This is a genomic window from Virgibacillus indicus (genome assembly GCF_002266285.1).
Classification (GTDB): domain Bacteria; phylum Bacillota; class Bacilli; order Bacillales; family Amphibacillaceae; genus Virgibacillus_K; species Virgibacillus_K indicus.
In genome coordinates this window covers 267010-286420 of record NZ_NPMS01000004.1, presented here as the reverse complement: position 1 = coordinate 286420, position 19411 = coordinate 267010, and the positions used below count along the sequence as shown (strand labels likewise).

Below are 19411 nucleotides of genomic sequence, written 5' to 3'. Positions count from 1 at the left end.
TAAAAAATAAAATCAGCAGGCATCGCACAATTTTGGTGTGATGCCTGTTTGCTTAACACAGTAATTATTTTCTGGCAAAAGGGAAAAGAATAGTCAACGAAAGCAGTTAGTGTTATGCTTTTCTATATTACATACAATGTTTTAAACATACTTTTCGAGGTGAAAACATGAATTTGAGAAAATCTCATATAGTCATTATATTAATAGGTGCCTTGCTGATTGGCTTTATAGGTGCATATGCTGGAGGGAAACTTGCCCAAAGCGGGGGTCAGTCTGAAATACAGCAGCAATCCAGTCCTGCAGAAACGGGAGAGAATGATAGTTCAAATTCGGAAGCAGGATCTGAAGTTCCGAAAAATGTCAGCAAAGTTGCACAGGCCTATAATTTGATTCAACAAAATTATCTGGAGGATGTTGAGGATAAACAATTAATTGAGGGTGCTATTAAGGGAATGCTGGCTTCACTTGAGGATCCATACAGTACATATATGGATGTAGAGATGATGGATCAGTTCAATGAACAGATAGAGTCATCGTTTGAGGGAATCGGTGCAGAGGTAAGCATGGTAAATGGAACTGTAACGATTGTATCTCCAATTAAAGACTCACCTGCAGAGAAAGCCGGACTGCGCCCAAATGACCAAGTGTTAAAGGTGGACGATGAAAGTCTTGAAGGATTGAACTTAAATGAAGCTGTTGCAAAAATACGTGGTGAAAAAGGTTCTGAGGTAATCCTGCAAATTCAGCGCCCAAGTGTATCAGAACCATTTAATGTGACAATTGTACGCGATACAATTCCGGTTGAAACGGTATACAATAAAATGGAAACCATTGATGGTAAGAAAACAGGGATACTGGAAATTACGAATTTCTCCGAACATACAGCAGAGGAATTTTCCGAACAGCTTAAGATGCTGGAGAATGAGGGAATAGAAGGACTAGTGATTGATGTCCGGGGGAACCCAGGCGGACTCCTGAAAGTCATTGAAGATATTTTAAAAATGTTTGTTCCAAAAGATACACCATATCTGCAGATTGAAGATCAAAAAGGTGAAAAAGTTCCGTATTATTCTGATCTGAGTGAAAAGAAAGAATACCCAATAAGTGTGCTTATCAATGAAGGCAGTGCATCTGCCTCAGAAATTCTTGCGGTTGCCATGAAAGAGATGGGCTACGATGTTGTGGGAGCAACGAGTTTTGGAAAAGGTACTGTACAGCAAGCTGTACCACTGGGGGACGGCAGTACCATAAAATTAACATTTTATAAATGGCTTTCACCAAATGGTGAATGGATTCATGAAAAAGGAGTCGAACCAACAATTGAAGCATCACAACCGGATTATTTCTACACAAATCCAATCCAGATTGAAGAGACATTAAAATACGATCAGTCAGATGAAAAAATAGGAAATGTACAGCAGATGCTGAGTGGATTAGGCTATGATACCGGCCGAACAGACGGCTATTTCAGTAAAGAAACTGAAGAAGCGTTACAGGCATTTCAGGAAGACAATGAATTGTCGCCTACTGGTGAGGTTGATGAAGAAACTGCAGGCTTAATCGAAGCAAAAGTCATGGAAAAGGTCCGGAGCGGAGAAGATGACCTGCAAATGGATAAAGCTTTGAGTGAATTATATCAATAAGCTGCTTTTGAGAGGGCGTATTAAAAAATACACATGGGATAATTGAAATCCCGTGTGTATTTTGATTTTAAAACAACAATAAAATTGGATACTCTGGACAGTTGAAATATACGGAGACTTCTATATTCTACGGGTTATATAACAACAAACTATACGAAAAGAGCCAATAATAATTACCTCTTTGCCCTTACTTCTTTGTTTAATGCTTTAAGTAATGATACCATCATTAAAATTACTACGAATGAAAATGGAAAAGCTGCTGCTATAATGGTATTTTGCAATGCAGTTAGTCCACCAACATAAAGTAAAATAAGTGCTACGGATGATTGTGCAAGACCAAGAACAATTTTTACCGTGGTTGGTGGTGTCAGTGAGCCATTCGTTGATTGCATCCCCAAAACGAATGTTGCAGAATCTGCAGAGGTAATGAAAAAGGTCAGAATCAGCATAATTGCTATGAGAGACAAAATAGATGACAACGGCATTTGGTCAAACATGTTAAATAGTACTAATTCGGTTGCATATTGTGTTAAATCTACGCCACTCTTTTGGATATCACCTGCTGTTGTTCCGAAAGTTGCGAACCAGATGGCAATGATAAATGTTGGTACAATCATCACACCAAACAAAAATTGGCGGATAGTTCTTCCACGGGATACGCGGGCAATGAACATTCCTACAAAAGGCGCCCAGGAGATCCACCATGCCCAATAGAAAATAGTCCAGGAATCAAGCCAAGCACGATTATCCCCTTCGAGTGTTGCAGTACGAAAACTCCATTGGACAATATTTTGGAAGTACAGTCCAAATGTTTCTGTAAACATGTTTAGGATAAGCAGTGTAGGCCCGGCAAATAATACTGCAATAAAAAGTAAAATGGCAAGTACCATATTCGCATTTGATAAATACTTAATACCTTTACTCAGCCCTGACCATGCTGACATCAGAAATAAGATGGTAATGATGGAAACAATTGCAAATTGGGCTGTAAAACCAACATCAATTCCAAAAAGATGGTTCAGTCCCCCATTAATTTGCATAGCACCGAATCCTAATGATGTTGCAACACCAAATATGGTCGCAAATGTTGCAAGAATATCTATTGTTTTTCCAAACGGACCCTTCATTCTGTTTCCGAAAAGTGGCTTCAATGTCGCAGAAATCAATCCGGGCTCCCCTTTTCGAAATTGAAAAAATGCCAATGAGAGAGCGACAAGTCCATACATTGCCCAGCCGTGGATACCCCAGTGAAAAAATGTCACTGCAATGCCGTATTTAAAAGCTTGTTCAGAGCCCTCTTCAGCAAATGGTGCATCGAAAAACCCGTGAAAAAGTGGCTCAGCTGCACCATAGAAAACAAGACCAATTCCAAGTCCTGCAGAGAAAAGCATGGCTATCCATGTTGGTGTTGAAAATTCAGGTTTTTCATTATTTTTTCCTAAACGGATTTTCCCGTAAGGACTAAAAGCTATAAAGATCGAAATGATGATAAGACCAGCCATCAGCCACATATAATACCAGCCGAAGCTTGTGGAAAGGAAAGAATTAATGGTTGTTGTTACTCGCTCAAATTGTGCAGGCAACAAAGCACCAAGAGAAACAAATATAATTACTAATGCTATTGTAATATAAAAAACACTTGAAACTTTTTTCATAAAAACGCCCCTTTATAATTTTATTAAAAGTAAAATTTCAATTAAATAAATTATATGTTTCAAACATTGGAATCATTTCATACCTCTTTAGTATTTATTTTAAGCTTATTATTTGGATTTCAAGAAGAAACATACTCAAAATAAGGAATGCAGAAAATATCTAATAAAATATTAAAGGTCATTATAAAACTTCATTCGTATCAAAGGGGCCAAAATTGTATTTCCGAATCTTTTTTCTTTTGAAAAAGCAGGGGAATTTCGACAAATATCGAATACTAATAAATATGATATAGTTATGTTAAGAAGGTGATAGGATTGATGGATACATGGTTCATAGAGCTTGCTAAAGGAATTGGCAGAGTTTTTCTAAACCCACTTTTATATTGGGCTCTTATATTAGTAATTTTTGCAGGGTATAAACGGATTAAACGAGAAAGAAAAAACTTTGGGGTAAAGGTATTTGATGTTTTTGCGGAGTGGAAAAGTACATGGGGACTATCCCTGATCAGCGGGTTCGTCATTAGTGTCATAACATTGGGAGCAGGTTTGGTACTTACATATGAAACGATTCTCTTGCTAAGTGCTGTTATTATCATTTTAAGCTTGACATTGAACTTCACCATGCTGTCTTCCAGTTATACAATCGGAATAAGCTTCATATTATTATTATTTCTGCCATTTTTACTGGAAAACCAGACCTATGTGGATCCTGATTTATTTTCGGCTACTAATTTTACAGGACTGATTTTACTGCTTGGGATATTTCTGATTGTTGAAGCTTTTTTGCTGGGCAGAGTTAAAGATAATGAGTCATTTCCTGAGCTTCGAATGGGCAATCGTGGAGCCTGGACAGGACAGCATCACGCAAGAAAAATGGCTTTTATCCCATTTTTAATTTTGGTGCCTACAGGGATGATAACGCCATTTGCAGCCTACTGGCCTTATTTTTCTATTGGCGAAGAGACTTATAGTTTAGTCCTGGTCCCATTTCTGCTGGGCTTTGATCATGTAATTAAAAGTAACCTGCCGCGACAGTCAGCACTGCGGATTGCGAAGAGGACAGCTATTTTAGGAACATTAGTTATACTCATGGCAATAGGTGGCAGTTTCCTCCCATGGCTGTCATTTGCAGCAGTATTGATTGCCATTATCGGGAAAGAATATATTAACTATAATCATCGGGCAGGAGATCGCAAAAGGACAAATTATTATCATCAGACAGAAAAAGGGCTTAAAGTACTCGCCGTTATTCCAGGTACACCTGCCGACAGACTTGGAATCCGTGTTGGAGAAACCATTTATAGAGTAAATGGTAAAAAGGTCGGCAGCACTGAAGAATTTTATCAGGCATTGCAGGAGAGCGGCGCTTCGTTTAAATTAGATTTGCTTGATCACAGTGATGAGATCCGATTTGTTCAAGGTGCATTATATGAAGGTGAACACCACGAACTCGGGATAATTTTTACCTCAGAACCATATCGTTTGGATAAAAAAAGAAGTCAAAAAGCAGCAGCACAAAATTGATGTGCTGCTGCTTTTTTATTAACAGTACTATCGTCACAAATTCGTGAAGATTAACCTTTTCCCCCATTTAAAATATCCAAATGATTTCTTTTGAAATTCCACACCACTATTCCTTCAGTTTTACACTGTTATCATGGTAAAAACCTTAAAAAATATAATAAATCTAAGATTAATATTTTTGAGACTTTTTGTGATTTGGCTCACTTGTTTTGTAAAAATGTTTTCGTATGATTAATGCGAATCACTAGGACTAAATATTTATTATTTGGCAGTTAAGAAAGTATAACTACTTTCTTACTGCATAAGTGCAACTAGGCATTCGCCCAAAAGCTAGGCGAATGCAAGTTTTCTAATATTTAAGGAGGTATTTGTCATGGTTCAAATGGTAGCTTCAATTGTAAGTTTGTTTTTTATGTCAGTAATTACAGCTATTTTTGTATTTGTTGCAGCGAAATCACAGGAAAGAAGAGAGTATAAGCCAATTAAAAAGAAATGGTACAAAGCGCGTACATTTTATGGGGTGACTTTAGTTATTGCGATGCTGGTTGTAACGATCTACACATTAAGAGAACTACCTTATGACCAGCCAGTTTACGGGGCAGAAACTGAACCCACAATTGTTGATGTAGAAGCAGTACAGTTTGGCTGGATCATGAGTGAAACTGAGTTTTCCGTTGGAGAACCGATTGAATTTCATGTAACAAGTTCTGATGTTACACACGGCTTTGGAATTTATGATAAGGATAAAAATCTCCTGGCACAAACACAGGCAATGCCGGAATATACAAATGAAGTATATATCACATTTGATAAGCCTGGCACATATGAAATTTTATGTCTGGAATATTGTGGACTTGCCCATCATGCAATGATTGGGAAAATTGAAGTTAAGTAATAAAATGATTGGAGTGTGAAAACGATGAGTGCTGTAATTAGCGAAAAAAAATCACGAAATAATTTAGTTGTATCCTATTTAACTGTAGGTGGAATAATCATTTTAGCTATGATGGTATTTGGAGTTTTAATGCTGCTGGCCCAAGGCGGATCACTAAATCTTTCTCCAGCCGCTTTTTATCAGTTTTTAACCATTCATGGGACTGGAATGGTTGGGGCAGCGGCGCTGGCAGCTGCAGGAGTTATGTGGTATTTCCTTAGTAAATATGTGGAATTGTCTAAAAAGATCGCCCAGGTTAATCTGGCATTATTCCTTATTGGTGTTGTAATGGTAATCATAGGAGTTTTTTCTTTTGAATATGCAAGCGCATGGACCTTTCTATATCCTCTTCCTGCTATTTCAGCAAATGCCTGGGGAGTGACAGGTGCACTATTATACCTGTTTGGAATGTTGATTCTGGGAATAGGCTTCCTGCTGTTTTATTTGGACACAGGCCGGGCAATTATTAAAAAATATGGAAGTTTGGCAAAAGGGCTGGGCTGGGATGTCATTTCAGGTAAAAAAGCTGAAAAAGATGCTCCATCTTCTACAATTGTTGCTAGTACAATGGTTACAATTGTAAACATTACAGCCTTAACAGCTGGTGCAATTGTTCTGATAATGAACATTATTAATGTTATTAATCCAGCATTTACTTTTGACCCATTATTGGCGAAGAATTTAACTTTTGCGTTTGGCCATATTTTTGCAAACTCAATTATTTACATGGCTGTTATTGCTGTTTATGAAATATTATCAAAATATACAAATCGTCCATGGAAAGCTAATAAGCCATTTTTAATTGCCTGGACGATGTCAACAGCATTTACACTTGTTATCTACACACACCATATGCTGATGGATTCTGTTATGCCGAAATGGATGTTGATTATGGGGCAGGTTTTATCCTATGCAAATGGTTTGCCTGTACTTGTAATTACAGCTTATGGTGCATTAATGATAGTTTATAAATCAGGGATTAAATGGGATATGGGATCAGGATTAATTTTTCTTTCCATGTTTGGCTGGGTTGTCGGTGTTGTGCCAGCTATAGTTGACGCTACCATCGTTGTTAACCACGTGATGCATAATACGAAATGGGTGCCGGGACATTTTCATATGTATATGGCTCTTGGCGCATGTGCGATGATATTTGGATTCATGTACTATCTGGCGAAAGAGGATAGTAATGTGGAAGAACAAATTTTTGATAAAATTGCTTTTCTTGGTTATACATTAGGTATTCTTGGATTGAGCGGTTCCTTCCTTGTATCAGGTGCTCTAAGCACCCCGAGAAGATGGGCAACTCATTTTCCGGAATGGATGGCACCAGCAAACTTTGGTGCAGCGGCAGGGGTTCTGACAGCATTATCATTAACGATGTTTGTGGTTCATTTCATTCGTTATCTAAGCAATAGAAATAAAGTGGAAATGAGTCCTGAATCCAAAAAATTAGCATAATATCTTTAAGCCAGTAAAGGGGGAAATAAGTTATGAAACAGACAATATCAGGAGTTGTTTTATTCTGTATTCTGCTTATTCCCCCAGTAAGAACGTATATGGAGTCTATTATGATTCTTCATATGCTAGTGCAGCTGCCACTTTTGATTCTTGCTGGATGGCTGGCAGGTAAAGTGGTCATTCAGAAATTTAGCCGTTTTTTCGCCAAGTACAACGAAAATGGTGTCCCAGGCATTACACTGGTTATTATAATAACGATGTATTGGATGCTTCCGAGGGCGATGGATGAGGCTTTGACATTTTACCATGTTGAGCTGTTTAAATTTTTAGGACTGCCTTTTCTTGTTGGAATCCCACTAAGGGACAGCTGGCATAAATTAAAGGCTGTTGGCAAAAGCTTTGTCTATTTAAATTATCTCCCTATGTTTGGCTTAATGGCATGGCTTTATATTGATACACCAATTCAGATTTGCAATAATTATTTGGAAGTTCAACAGAAAGTGCTTGGCTGGGGATTTTTAATCATTACAGCATTCATGGTGCTTTATATTATCCAATTTGTTTTTACCGATCACTCAGAACAGGAATCTTAACAATGCCACCCACAATGGGTGGTTTTTAATTCGAATGGGGCGAACTAGGGGGGCGTTCCATCGAAAAAATTTGCTGCTTTTGAATATGAATAAGATCTGTTGAATGAGGTTCGCAGTTTCTATAGACTGCGAACTAACTTTAAATAGTAATGGAACTACCGATGCAGGAAAAGCATCTGCTGAAATCCCAGCGTCTTTGTGACCTTCTCTACGCATATCATCTTGATTTGTCCCTCATAACTTCAATGACTTTACGAATGAATAGTTTTTTCCTGCATTCGTGCACTCATACCCTTGATGAGTGTACGAATGAATAGCTTTTTCCTGCATTCGAGCACTCATAACCTTGATAAGTTAACGAATGAATAGTTTTCTCCTGCATTCGTAAACTCATAACCTTGATGAGTGTGCGAATGAAATGTATTACTGTATAACGCTTCTATGTGACCTTTTTTAACGCTTTTCATCTTAGTTTTTCCTGTAAAACACTTCTAATGTGCTTTCAATACAGTTTTACTTCGCAATTTACATCAAATGTGGGCCAGATAACAGTAATTTATACGAAAAGTGCCATTCGAATAACAATATTAAATTTACAATTAATGTAATATATTTTTGTGAAAAAATCACAATTATGTTAATCGTATCTTACCTGTATTACCACTATTACAATAGTTTTTACTATATTTACATCAGACATAGATTGTTCATAATTGAACATTGTTTTAGTGATCTAAATCACAGGTGCCTTGGTCAATAAAAATTATACTTAAACTAAGAGATAAGATAAACCATTCAGTCACGCAGATAACATAGAAAGACCACTAATTGATTGGATGGATGAAGCTTTAAAAACTTATCTATCACAAAAAACTTATGGGGTGATTTGAATGTTTAAAAAGTTTGGTTACAGTTTAGTTGTTGGTCTAAGCGCAAGTGCTCTATTGTTATCTGCATGTGGCGATGTATCAAATAATGCAGAGCATGAAGTATCCCCGGAACTCGAAAAGACTATTGAAACAGTAAGTGCTGAGGAAAAGGCAAATGATGTGATTACACCACACAAGGATCTGAATCAGGAACCAGTTCCATTGAAAATGGAAAGGGACGGAACAGATGTCTACATTGAAATGACAGCACAGATAACAGATATTGAAATTGAGGAAGGATATGAATATAAAGCATGGACATTTAATGGGGAAGCACCAGGACCATTGGTTGTTGTAAATGAAGGAGATACCCTTCACTTTACACTGGATAACCAAGACCCGGCAATACCTCACAGTATGGATTTCCATGCTGTTCACACCGCACCAGATAAAGGCTTTATCGATGTAGCTCCTAATGAGAAAGGAACATTTTCTTATCAGGCTTCGAAACCAGGTGTTTTCATGTACCACTGTGGAACTGATCCGGTACTTTCCCATATAGCTAACGGGATGCATGGTGTAATCATTGTACAGCCAAATGACGGCTATCCTACAGATGATGAGGTTGATAAGGAATATGTAGTAATTCAAAACGAATGGTACAAATATAATGATTTAGAAGATATGACAAATAACGTACCATCTCAGGTAGTATTTTCTACAAAAGCACTTCATGAAGGCCAGCCAAATACAAATGGTACAGTTGGGGCAATTCAAAATGCTCCACTGGAAGCAAAAGTAGGAGACAAAGTAAGAATATATGTTAATAATGTCGGACCTAATGAAGTCAGCTCTTTCCACGTAATCGGAACAATCTTTGATGATGTATATATGGATGGAAACCCTGCAAACCATTTTGAAGGAATGCAAACAGTTATGCTTCCAGCCAGTGGTGGTGCAGTAGTAGAATTCACGGTTAAGGAAGCAGGCGAATATCCTTTCGTAACACACCAATTTAACCATGCTACCAAAGGTGCAGTTGGCCTAATCGTTGTAACTGAATAATATGAAATGCTAATAAGAAACCGGTCAGCTGCAAACTGACCGGTTTCTTATTGTCCAAAAAATTCCTCCAATAAAGTAATCAAAAATAAGCAAACTAAGGATGTGAATAAAACGGGAAAGGGAAATAGTGATGAGAAGCTATCTATTAAGTGCATGGAACTTGATTGATCCATTATATTATACATTTACACGATTACAATACGTACTCGATAATAATAACCGTAAAACATTATTACGCGTCAGACTTACCAGATATAAGGGAAGTGAAGTGGTATTGAATGATGGTACGGTCATTCATAAAAACGATTTACTGATAAAAATTCATTTGCATAATGTAAGAATGATAAAAGAGTTGTCTACTGTAAAAAGTGACATAAAACGGGCAGTTTTTATTTATCATATGGTTAAAGGTGCGCTTCCAAGGCTCTCATATTATATTAGACACCATCACAAAAGCAATGAGATTAAGGGGATTATTGGGATTACCACATTGTATAATGGAGCAACCCGATTAGGCTTTGACGTTGTACCAATAAAAAATGACTATTACTGTGCCTATAAAAAAATTACGTTTTTGCCGATTAATTTATTCTCAGGCAAGAAAAGTAAAGAAGATCCTGTTTATTTATTTATGTCTAAAGATGGACTCTTAACTAAACACAGTAAAAACAGTTAGGCACTTTCCTCAGAAATCGCAACATTATGAAGCGTGATTTCCGGACGGCTTCCAATTCGAATATTAAAGCCGGTTTGGCCTAAGCCTTCACTTATATAGAATGGTGAGTTATTGTGCATATGCAAACCTTTTATAATATTTTTCCGTGCAAGTTTTCCCATTTTAGCGAGATGATAGGCCTTAGGATAGCAAATTTGACCACCATGAAAATGACCAGCAAGCAAATAATCGAACGTATAACCTTCCATTTCAAGCACTACAGTTGGATCATGTGTAAGAATAATGTTACTTCCTGCTGAAACGTTTTTGTAAGCAAGCTTCAGATCACTTCGTTTCGTACTGTAATCATCAATGCCAATAATATTGATCACCTGATTGTTTATCTTAATTGTCTCACTGGAATTCTGCAGAACATGACAATCATATTGAACCAGCAGGTCTTTCAATTTAGTAAAATCCTTCTCTTTTAAAACATAATCATGATTGCCAAATACTGCGTAAGTTCCGAACTTCGGCTTTAGTTCCTGAATTACCTGTAAATAGGGCACAAGCTTAGGAATTGTCCGCCTGCGATCCAGAAAGTCTCCGGTCAGGGCAATGATATCAGGTGTTTCATGTTTAATTTTTTGAGCTAATTCTTCTGGTGTTATTGATATATTTTCCAAATGCATATCTGAAAGATGAAGTATGGATAAAGATTGATTGCTTAACGCTTGTTTTGAATTTATTTTAATTTTATTAATCTGTATATCTTTTGTATTGGTATAAGCCTTGTAAACAAGAAAACTGAATGCTGCTAAGAATAAAATAATAAGGATATATGTCATTATTTTTTAACTCCTCTCTGCTTTAAAATTATATCATGCTCAAACAACCTTTTTCATTGGTAATTGAAGGGATTGAAAGGGGAACCGGGATATGAACGAGATTGCGAAAAACGAAGCCCTGTTTTTGCCTTTTATGCAAATACCTACAGGGCACCACCATGTTGCAGATGCCTTAATGTACGATCTGGAAAAGAATATAACCTGTGATAAAGTTGATATTCTTTCGTACAGCTATGGAAAGGCAGAAGGACTTGTTTCCTCTGCTTATTTGAAGTGGATTGAAGTTCTCCCGGGAGCATATGATTGGCTTTATTGTTTTCTGGCAAGTAAACAGCTTCCTAAAAGAAATCGACAATTTATTTATGAAGCATTATTTAATTACTTTTTTAAAAAACTTGTGAAGGAATATGATCCAACTATTATGTTTTTCACACATTGTCTGCCCTCGAATATTGCCAGTATTTTGAAGCAGAAAAGAAAACTGAATGCTGTAACAGTAAATGTTTATACGGATTATTTTGTGAATCGCGTCTGGGGTGTAGAGGGAATTGATTATCATCTTGTTCCATCATTAGATGTAAAAAAATTCTTGTTGCAGTCAGGTGTAAAGGAAGATCGGATATTTTTAACAGGGATTCCCGTACACCCTGCATTTCGTTCAGGACCTGTCCAGAGCGAAGTGAAAAATCAGCTGAATGTTTTAGTGACTGGGGGAAGTCTCGGGGTCGGTGCAATCGATAAGCTCCTGCCGGATAAAACGGACAATAGTGCTATAAATTATTATGTGCTATGTGGAAAGAATCAGGCTTTATACCGTCAGTTGCGATCAAAAAACAGTGCTAATATAACACCAATTCCATATGTAAAAAGCAAAGAAAAAATGAACATACTATATGACCAAGCTGATGCAGTAATAACTAAGCCTGGAGGGGTAACAGTGAGTGAATGTCTGATAAAGCAGAAACCAATTTTCGTTAGTGATGCGCTGCCTGGGCAGGAGAAAATTAATTTAGATCGGTTGATGCAGATGGGTTTAATTATACCAATCGATCTGCAGGCTGATTCAGTGGAGGAGCAAATTATCAATTTCTTTGCAGATGAGGCTATGCGAAAAAGATATGATGAGAGGCTGCATGAATATCATTGTAATTTGGACAAGAGGCCGATACAGGAAATAATGGGCAAGATAATGAATATAAAGCAACATTAGGATATTGGTAACGGGTTCCCTTTTGAGGGTGCAAAAATAGTAATGCGAATCAAACAAAGATCAGCAGCAAAAATAGCAAGAGCAAATTCAAATGTGAATTGCTCTTGCTATTTTTTAATTACTTATTATTCTTTGCTTATAAGTTAGATAACATTGAGAAACAATGAATAGGATGTGAAACCCTTGTGAATGATTTTTGCCTGACAAATTAGGGTATTGAACTGCATAGATCAATGAAACAAAATAATCGAATATTTGTTCGTGGATATGTTAAAATATATTATTATATATGATAAAATAAGATTAGAGTTAAGATAGGAACGGAGGCCTTCAATTTGGATAATAAATTTGAACTGGTATCACGTTACGAGCCTGCTGGTGACCAGCCGAAAGCTATACAAGAAATTATAGATAAAGTGCTGGCAGGACAGCATCATCAGACACTGCTTGGTGCAACAGGGACGGGTAAGACATTTACCGTCTCCAATGTTGTGCAGGAAATTAATCGTCCAACATTAGTCATTGCTCATAACAAGACGTTGGCCGGACAGCTGTACAGTGAGTTTAAGGAGTATTTTCCAAACAACGCAGTGGAGTATTTTGTAAGCTTTTATGACTATTATCAGCCAGAGGCATATGTCCCGTCTTCAGATACATTTATTGAAAAAGATGCCAGCATAAATGATGAAATTGACAAACTGCGTCACTCTGCAACATCCTCATTATTTGAACGAAAAGATGTATTAATTGTTGCAAGTGTTTCCTGTATATATGGACTTGGTTCCCCAGAGGAATATGGAAGCCAAATGCTTTCAATACGAATGGGAATGGAAAAAGATCGCGATCAATTATTGCGTGATCTCGTGGACATACAATATGCGAGAAATGATATTAATTTTCAGCGCGGGACCTTTCGTGTCAGAGGGGATTCAGTTGAGGTAATTCCTGCATCAAGGGAAGAGCGTTGTATCCGCTTTGAATTTTTTGGTGATGAAATTGACCGGATTCGTGAAGTAGATGCTTTAACCGGAGAAATAATAGGAGACCGTGAGCACGTAACTATTTTTCCAGCATCTCACTATGTAACACGGGAAGAAAAACTGAAAAAAGCAATTGTAAATATTGAAAAAGAGCTGGAAGAGCGATTAAATGTGCTTCGCTCTGAAAATAAATTACTTGAGGCACAGCGCCTGGAACAGCGAACGAATTATGATATAGAAATGATGCAGGAAATGGGCTTTTGTTCCGGAATTGAAAACTATTCCAGACATTTAACATTAAGGGAAGCGGGTGTAACGCCATATACATTATTCGATTATCTGCCGGATGATCATTTCATAGTTATCGACGAATCACATGTTACGCTTCCACAGATCAGAGGTATGTTTAATGGGGACCAGGCAAGAAAGCAGGTTTTGGTGGATCACGGTTTTCGGCTGCCATCCGCATTAGACAACCGTCCATTGCGTTTTGGCGAATTTGAGGATAAGGCAAATCAGCTTTTATATGTTTCAGCAACACCAGGACCATATGAAATGGAGCATTCCCCAGAAATGACCGAGCAGATTATCAGACCTACAGGATTACTTGACCCTGCAATTGACGTTCGTCCGATTGACGGACAGATTGATGATTTAATCGGGGAGATAAATAAGCGAACTGAAAGAAATGAACGAGTGCTTGTTACTACACTGACCAAAAAAATGTCGGAGGACTTGACCGATTATTTAAAAGAACTGGGAATGAAAGTGGCCTACCTGCATTCGGAAATTAAAACATTGGAGCGAATCGAAGTTATTCGTGATTTGCGAGTAGGAAAGTTTGATGTGCTTATTGGAATTAACCTTTTAAGGGAAGGTCTTGATATACCTGAGGTTTCACTTGTTGCAATTCTTGATGCAGATAAAGAAGGATTTCTGCGTTCAGAACGCTCATTAATTCAAACGATGGGACGAGCGGCGCGTAATGAGAATGGGCAAGTAATTATGTATGCAGACCGCGTTACCGATTCGATGCAAAAAGCGATCGATGAAACAACTAGAAGACGTGAAATTCAAACGGAATATAATAAAAAGCACAATATCACACCAGTAACAATCAAGAAAGAGGTTCGTGATGTCATTCGTGCAACAGTAGCAGCAGAGGAACAGGAAGAGTATGAAAGTAAATCAACGAAGATTACCAAATTAAAGGGAAAAGAGAAGGAGAAGGTAATCGAACAAATGGAAAAAGAAATGAAGGATGCTGCCAAAGCGCTTGACTTTGAAAAAGCAGCAGAGCTTCGTGATATTATTCACGAACTTAAAGCGGAAAGGTGAGTCAGTCATGCCTAGTAAATCAATACAAATTCAGGGTGCCAGAGCACATAATTTAAAAAATATAGATGTAACGATACCAAAGAATAAGTTGGTTGTTTTAACAGGTTTATCAGGATCCGGGAAGTCATCTCTCGCATTCGATACCATTTATGCAGAAGGACAGCGCCGTTATGTTGAATCACTTTCCGCATATGCAAGGCAATTTTTGGGTCAGATGGATAAGCCGGATGTTGATGCGATTGATGGGTTGTCGCCTGCGATAGCAATCGACCAGAAGACAACAAGTAATAATCCAAGGTCAACAGTAGGTACAGTAACTGAGATCTATGATTATTTGAGATTACTGTATGCACGGATTGGCCGGCCGACATGTCCAAAGCATGGAATTGAAATCAGTTCACAGACAGTGCAGCAAATGGTGGACAGGATTCTGGATTATCCGGAACGTACGAGAATGCAGATACTGGCCCCTGTCGTTTCAGGAAGAAAGGGAGAACATGTAAAAACCTTCGAAAAGCTGAAGCAGGAAGGGTATGTCCGGATTCGTGTGGATAAAGAAATGCTCGAGGTAACAGAAGATATTAAACTCGAGAAGAACAAAAAGCACTCCATCGAGGTGGTTGTTGACAGGATTGTAGTAAAAGAGGGTATTGCCAGCCGTTTGAGTGATTCAATAGAAACTGCCCTAGGACTCGGTGAAGGAAATATAATTGTCGATGTAATTGGTGAAGAAGAGCTTTTATTCAGTGAAAATCACGCATGTCCAATATGTGGGTTTTCCATCGGTAAACTTGAACCACGGTTATTTTCTTTCAACAGTCCATTTGGTGCTTGTCCAACATGTGATGGATTAGGGACAAATCTGGAAGTTGATATTGACCTGGTTATACCTGACTGGGATAGGTCCTTGAAGAAGCACGCAATCGCTGCATGGGAGCCAATAAGTTCTCAATATTATCCACAGCTGCTGAAAAGTGTTTGTGACCATTATGGGATTGATATGGATATTCCAGTTAAAGACATCCCAAAAGACAAACTAGACATAATTTTATATGGCAGCGGCAAAGAAAAAATACATTTTCATTATGTGAATGATTTTGGAAAAGTACGGGATAATGACATTAATTTTGAAGGGGTCTTGAATAATATTGCAAGACGGTACCGCGAAACTTCTTCTGATTTTATTCGTGAAACACTTGAAAAATATATGGCTATGAAACATTGTCCGACCTGTAAAGGGTACCGTTTGAAGGAAGAGGCATTGGCTGTTTTAGTAAATGGTCTGCATATTAGTAATATAACAGACTATTCAATCGTTGAATCAATGGACTTCTTTCAAAATCTTGATTTGTCTGAAAAAGAACAGCAAATTGCCAAGATGATTCTAAAGGAAATTTGCAACCGTCTCGAGTTTTTAAATAATGTTGGTTTGGATTATTTAACATTATCAAGAACGGCTGGAACTTTATCAGGCGGTGAGGCACAGCGTATTCGCCTGGCAACCCAGATTGGTTCTGCATTAACAGGTGTCCTTTACGTGCTGGATGAGCCTTCCATTGGATTGCACCAGCGGGATAATGACCGTTTGATTGATTCCTTAAAAAGGATGCGTGATCTTGATAATACACTTATAGTTGTGGAGCATGATGAAGATACGATGCTCGCTGCGGACTGGCTGATTGATATTGGGCCTGGAGCTGGGGAACATGGTGGAGAAATAATAGCAAGTGATACACCGAAAAAAGTTATGAAGGATAAAAATTCATTAACAGGCAGATATTTATCCGGGAAAGAATTTATACCATTGCCGGCAAAACGCAGAAAAGCAGATAAACGTAAAATAGAAGTAGTGGGAGCAGCCGAAAACAATTTGAAAAATGTAACAGCAAAATTCCCAATTGGATTATTGAATGTAGTAACAGGTGTATCGGGCTCGGGAAAAAGTACACTTGTAAATGATATTCTTCATAAATCATTAGCAAAGGAGCTTTACCGTGGAAAATATAAGCCTGGCAAGCATAAAAGAGTAAAGGGAATTGAACATATCGATAAAGTTATCGATATTGATCAGTCACCAATTGGACGGACACCACGTTCGAATCCAGCAACTTACACTGGTGTATTTGATGATATACGTGATGTTTACGCTCAGACAAATGAAGCAAAAGTGCGCGGCTATAAAAAGGGGCGCTTCAGTTTTAACGTAAAAGGCGGGCGATGCGAGGCCTGCCGGGGCGATGGAATTATAAAAATAGAAATGCATTTTCTGCCGGATGTATACGTACCATGTGAAGTATGCCATGGTAGTCGCTATAATCGCGAAACATTGGAAGTGAAATACAAAGGCAAGAATATTGCAGATATACTGGAAATGCGAATTGAAGAAGCTTTGGAGTTTTTCGCACCAATTCCAAAAATTAACCGGAAGCTGCAAACAGTATTTGATGTTGGACTAGGCTATGTCAAGCTAGGTCAGCCTGCAACAACCTTATCTGGCGGAGAAGCCCAGCGTGTTAAACTGGCAAGTGAGCTGCACCGCCGCTCCAATGGAAAATCATTTTATATTCTGGACGAGCCAACAACAGGTTTGCACACCGATGACATCAAGCGGCTGCTAAAAGTTCTGCAGCGCCTAGTGGATAATGGTGACACGGTTTTAATCATTGAGCATAATTTAGATGTTATAAAAACAGCTGATCACATTATTGATCTTGGTCCGGAAGGCGGAGACCGGGGTGGACAAATTATTGCAGCAGGAACACCTGAGCAAATTGTCAAAGAAGAAGCATCTTATACAGGGAAATATTTAATGCCTGTTTTGGAACGTGACCGAAAACGAACAGAAGAAGCAGTTGCTGAAAAGGAAAAGGTTGGATCTGGAACGAAATAGATTTAGAAAAGACAGCAGGCAAGAAATAGCTGCTGTCTTTTTTGTGGAATGCCATAATGTACTAAGTAATTGCTTCCGAAAATAATCAGACGTATTTTTTGACGCAATCAAAAGCATTAGATAAGCTAAAAAGAGATGTGTGTTGGGAGGAACTGTAATGAAGCCGATTGAAATTGATAAAATACAGGATATTTTGAATCGTTTTGTTGATAAAGATGTTTATATCCATTTGGAAACAACGAACGGAGCATATGCAAGCCATATCAATGATAAAGCCTATAATGTCGGGGCATATATTCGTAATGCAAAAGTGAGGTTTAATCAAGCCAAAATTATTAAGGATGGAAAAATATATCGTGCTGGATTAAAAATGGAAATAGGCTGGATTTATGCTGAAGGTCTTTCTGACTGGGAAATATTTGAAAATGAAAAGCTGCTGCTTGCAGGTCATGATCGCCAAGGCCGTTTAATGGTTTCACTTCAGCTTAGTGAAACCCCTTTTAACTATTAAATAAAACGAGGGAGACAGGTGAAAAAATGGAAGAGCATGTTGTCGTTATTTATCCACACCCGGATGATGAATCATTTGGTGCTGCCGGTACAATGACTGAGTTTCGCAAACAAGGGGTACCAGTTACCTATTTATGTGGTACATTGGGAGAGATGGGCCGAAATATGGGGTCACCTATCTTTGCAAATAGAGAGACACTGCCTGAGATTCGAAAGAAAGAGCTGATAGAAGCATGTAACGTGCTTGATGTAGAATTGAAGCTGCTAGGATACCGGGATAAAACAATAGAATATGAGGATATCAATGAGGTAGCAAGCCATCTGAAAAAAATTTTAGAAGATATCAAGCCAAGTCTTGTTATTACTCATTATCCTGACCACGCTGTACATCCCGATCATAATGCACTGGGGGCTGCAGCGATTGAAGCAGTGAGGTTAATGGATACGGATAAACGTCCGAAAGTCTGGGCACAGGCAATTACCAATAATCATGTGGAGATGCTGGGCAACCCAGATATTATAAATGATATTACCGAATACTTTGATATAAAAATGAAGGCGATCTTATCACATTCTTCACAGGCTTCCGGAATTATTGGTCAATTTAGGAAAGATCAGGATGATGTTGATGAAGTGGCAAAAGCAAGATTTTCAACGGAGCAATTTTATACTTGGAATTTCGAGAAGTAGCTTTAGACCTCCTGAGAATTGCAGGGGGTTTTTGATTATCGCCATAAAGGGATAACTGTTCTGCTCATCATAAGAACCTTTTATACTGCAGGAATGCATTATAGCAATGAAGAATAGTATAGTGTGAATAATATTTTCAAATACCTGACCAGTTATTGTAAAGGAGGCTATTTATGCTAGCTCGCTGGATTATTTCCGTAGTATTAAATGCAGTTGCACTTATCGCTGTCGCCCAATTGTTTAATTCTTTCCATCTCGATGGATTTGGCACAGCTATTTTAGCAAGTATTATCTTATCGATTTTGAATGTGATCGTAAAACCCATTCTCATTATCTTAACGTTGCCTATTACGGTAATAAGTCTTGGGCTTTTCCTGTTTGTCATTAATGCCATTACGTTAATGCTCACACAGGCGATTATGGGGGGATCATTTAATATTGATGGATTTGGCACAGCAATTATTGCTTCCATAATTATTTCGATAATTAATTTACTTTTAAACAGTCTGGTAAAAGATTCGGTGAAGGTGTAGGCCCGTGTGGAAG

At 38.0% G+C, this 19411-nt stretch carries 15 protein-coding genes; 13 read left to right on the top strand and 2 right to left on the bottom strand.

Annotated elements, in window-relative coordinates; genetic code table 11:
• Positions 1-167 precede the first annotated feature (167 nt).
• The gene (locus tag CIL03_RS10905; RefSeq protein ID WP_094885878.1) at positions 168-1643 is read left to right on the top strand and encodes a S41 family peptidase; all 1476 of its coding nucleotides are present in this window, start codon (positions 168-170) and stop codon (positions 1641-1643) included.
• Between the two features lie 173 nt (positions 1644-1816).
• On the opposite strand, the gene CIL03_RS10900 is transcribed toward CIL03_RS10905, so the two are convergent.
• Positions 1817-3298 carry a BCCT family transporter gene (locus CIL03_RS10900; protein WP_094885877.1) on the bottom strand — a complete coding sequence of 494 codons (1482 nt, stop codon included), beginning with the start codon at positions 3296-3298 and terminating at the stop codon, positions 1817-1819.
• A 318-nt stretch (positions 3299-3616) separates the two neighbouring features.
• Here CIL03_RS10900 and CIL03_RS10895 point away from each other — a divergent pair, with 318 nt between their 5' ends.
• The 6 genes from CIL03_RS10895 to CIL03_RS10870 all read left to right on the top strand — a co-directional run bounded on the left by CIL03_RS10895 (position 3617) and on the right by CIL03_RS10870 (position 10420).
• Complete coding sequence (locus tag CIL03_RS10895; RefSeq protein ID WP_240508051.1) at positions 3617-4822, top strand: PDZ domain-containing protein; 1206 nt, start codon at positions 3617-3619, stop codon at positions 4820-4822.
• 373 nt (positions 4823-5195) lie between these two features.
• Complete coding sequence (locus CIL03_RS10890) at positions 5196-5717, top strand: cupredoxin domain-containing protein (protein ID WP_094885875.1); 522 nt, start codon at positions 5196-5198, stop codon at positions 5715-5717.
• Between the two features lie 24 nt (positions 5718-5741).
• The gene (locus tag CIL03_RS10885; RefSeq protein WP_094885874.1) at positions 5742-7217 is read left to right on the top strand and encodes a cbb3-type cytochrome c oxidase subunit I; all 1476 of its coding nucleotides are present in this window, start codon (positions 5742-5744) and stop codon (positions 7215-7217) included.
• 32 nt (positions 7218-7249) lie between these two features.
• The gene (locus CIL03_RS10880) at positions 7250-7810 is read left to right on the top strand and encodes a hypothetical protein (protein ID WP_094885873.1); all 561 of its coding nucleotides are present in this window, start codon (positions 7250-7252) and stop codon (positions 7808-7810) included.
• Positions 7811-8700: 890 nt separating this feature from the next.
• Complete coding sequence (locus tag CIL03_RS10875) at positions 8701-9744, top strand: multicopper oxidase domain-containing protein (protein WP_094885872.1); 1044 nt, start codon at positions 8701-8703, stop codon at positions 9742-9744.
• 130 nt (positions 9745-9874) lie between these two features.
• A complete protein-coding gene (locus CIL03_RS10870; protein WP_094885871.1) occupies positions 9875-10420 on the top strand; it encodes a YkoP family protein in 546 nt (181 codons plus the stop codon).
• On the opposite strand, the gene CIL03_RS10865 is transcribed toward CIL03_RS10870, so the two are convergent.
• Positions 10417-11247: a metallophosphoesterase gene (locus CIL03_RS10865; protein WP_094885870.1), complete on the bottom strand. Its 831-nt coding sequence runs from the start codon at positions 11245-11247 to the stop codon at positions 10417-10419. The genes CIL03_RS10870 and CIL03_RS10865 overlap by 4 nt on opposite strands.
• A gap of 91 nt (positions 11248-11338) precedes the next feature.
• Between CIL03_RS10865 and CIL03_RS10860 the strand changes: the two genes are divergently transcribed.
• The 6 genes from CIL03_RS10860 (at position 11339) to CIL03_RS10835 (ending at position 19398) form a co-directional block, all read left to right on the top strand.
• Positions 11339-12457 carry an MGDG synthase family glycosyltransferase gene (locus tag CIL03_RS10860; RefSeq protein ID WP_094885869.1) on the top strand — a complete coding sequence of 373 codons (1119 nt, stop codon included), beginning with the start codon at positions 11339-11341 and terminating at the stop codon, positions 12455-12457.
• 335 nt (positions 12458-12792) lie between these two features.
• Entirely contained in the window at positions 12793-14775 is a 1983-nt protein-coding gene (uvrB, locus tag CIL03_RS10855) for an excinuclease ABC subunit UvrB (protein WP_094885868.1), read from the top strand.
• A gap of 7 nt (positions 14776-14782) precedes the next feature.
• Positions 14783-17665: an excinuclease ABC subunit UvrA gene (uvrA, locus tag CIL03_RS10850; RefSeq protein WP_094885867.1), complete on the top strand. Its 2883-nt coding sequence runs from the start codon at positions 14783-14785 to the stop codon at positions 17663-17665.
• A gap of 157 nt (positions 17666-17822) precedes the next feature.
• The gene (locus CIL03_RS10845) at positions 17823-18176 is read left to right on the top strand and encodes a YojF family protein (protein WP_094885866.1); all 354 of its coding nucleotides are present in this window, start codon (positions 17823-17825) and stop codon (positions 18174-18176) included.
• 26 nt (positions 18177-18202) lie between these two features.
• Positions 18203-18865: a bacillithiol biosynthesis deacetylase BshB2 gene (bshB2, locus tag CIL03_RS10840; protein ID WP_094885865.1), complete on the top strand. Its 663-nt coding sequence runs from the start codon at positions 18203-18205 to the stop codon at positions 18863-18865.
• 173 nt (positions 18866-19038) lie between these two features.
• A complete protein-coding gene (locus CIL03_RS10835; protein WP_094885864.1) occupies positions 19039-19398 on the top strand; it encodes a phage holin family protein in 360 nt (119 codons plus the stop codon).
• Positions 19399-19411: the final 13 nt, after the last annotated feature.

Bases quoted from the DNA above. Each gene is read 5' to 3' on its own strand.
- CIL03_RS10905 (WP_094885878.1), top strand. From the start codon at position 168: ATGAATTTGAGAAAATCTCATATAGTCATTATATTAATAGGTGCCTTG.
- CIL03_RS10900 (WP_094885877.1), bottom strand. From the start codon at position 3,298: ATGAAAAAAGTTTCAAGTGTTTTTTATATTACAATAGCATTAGTAATT.
- CIL03_RS10895 (WP_240508051.1), top strand. From the start codon at position 3,617: ATGGATACATGGTTCATAGAGCTTGCTAAAGGAATTGGCAGAGTTTTT.
- CIL03_RS10890 (WP_094885875.1), top strand. From the start codon at position 5,196: ATGGTTCAAATGGTAGCTTCAATTGTAAGTTTGTTTTTTATGTCAGTA.
- CIL03_RS10885 (WP_094885874.1), top strand. From the start codon at position 5,742: ATGAGTGCTGTAATTAGCGAAAAAAAATCACGAAATAATTTAGTTGTA.
- CIL03_RS10880 (WP_094885873.1), top strand. From the start codon at position 7,250: ATGAAACAGACAATATCAGGAGTTGTTTTATTCTGTATTCTGCTTATT.
- CIL03_RS10875 (WP_094885872.1), top strand. From the start codon at position 8,701: ATGTTTAAAAAGTTTGGTTACAGTTTAGTTGTTGGTCTAAGCGCAAGT.
- CIL03_RS10870 (WP_094885871.1), top strand. From the start codon at position 9,875: ATGAGAAGCTATCTATTAAGTGCATGGAACTTGATTGATCCATTATAT.
- CIL03_RS10865 (WP_094885870.1), bottom strand. From the start codon at position 11,247: ATGACATATATCCTTATTATTTTATTCTTAGCAGCATTCAGTTTTCTT.
- CIL03_RS10860 (WP_094885869.1), top strand. From the start codon at position 11,339: ATGAACGAGATTGCGAAAAACGAAGCCCTGTTTTTGCCTTTTATGCAA.
- uvrA (WP_094885867.1), top strand. From the start codon at position 14,783: ATGCCTAGTAAATCAATACAAATTCAGGGTGCCAGAGCACATAATTTA.
- CIL03_RS10845 (WP_094885866.1), top strand. From the start codon at position 17,823: ATGAAGCCGATTGAAATTGATAAAATACAGGATATTTTGAATCGTTTT.
- bshB2 (WP_094885865.1), top strand. From the start codon at position 18,203: ATGGAAGAGCATGTTGTCGTTATTTATCCACACCCGGATGATGAATCA.
- CIL03_RS10835 (WP_094885864.1), top strand. From the start codon at position 19,039: ATGCTAGCTCGCTGGATTATTTCCGTAGTATTAAATGCAGTTGCACTT.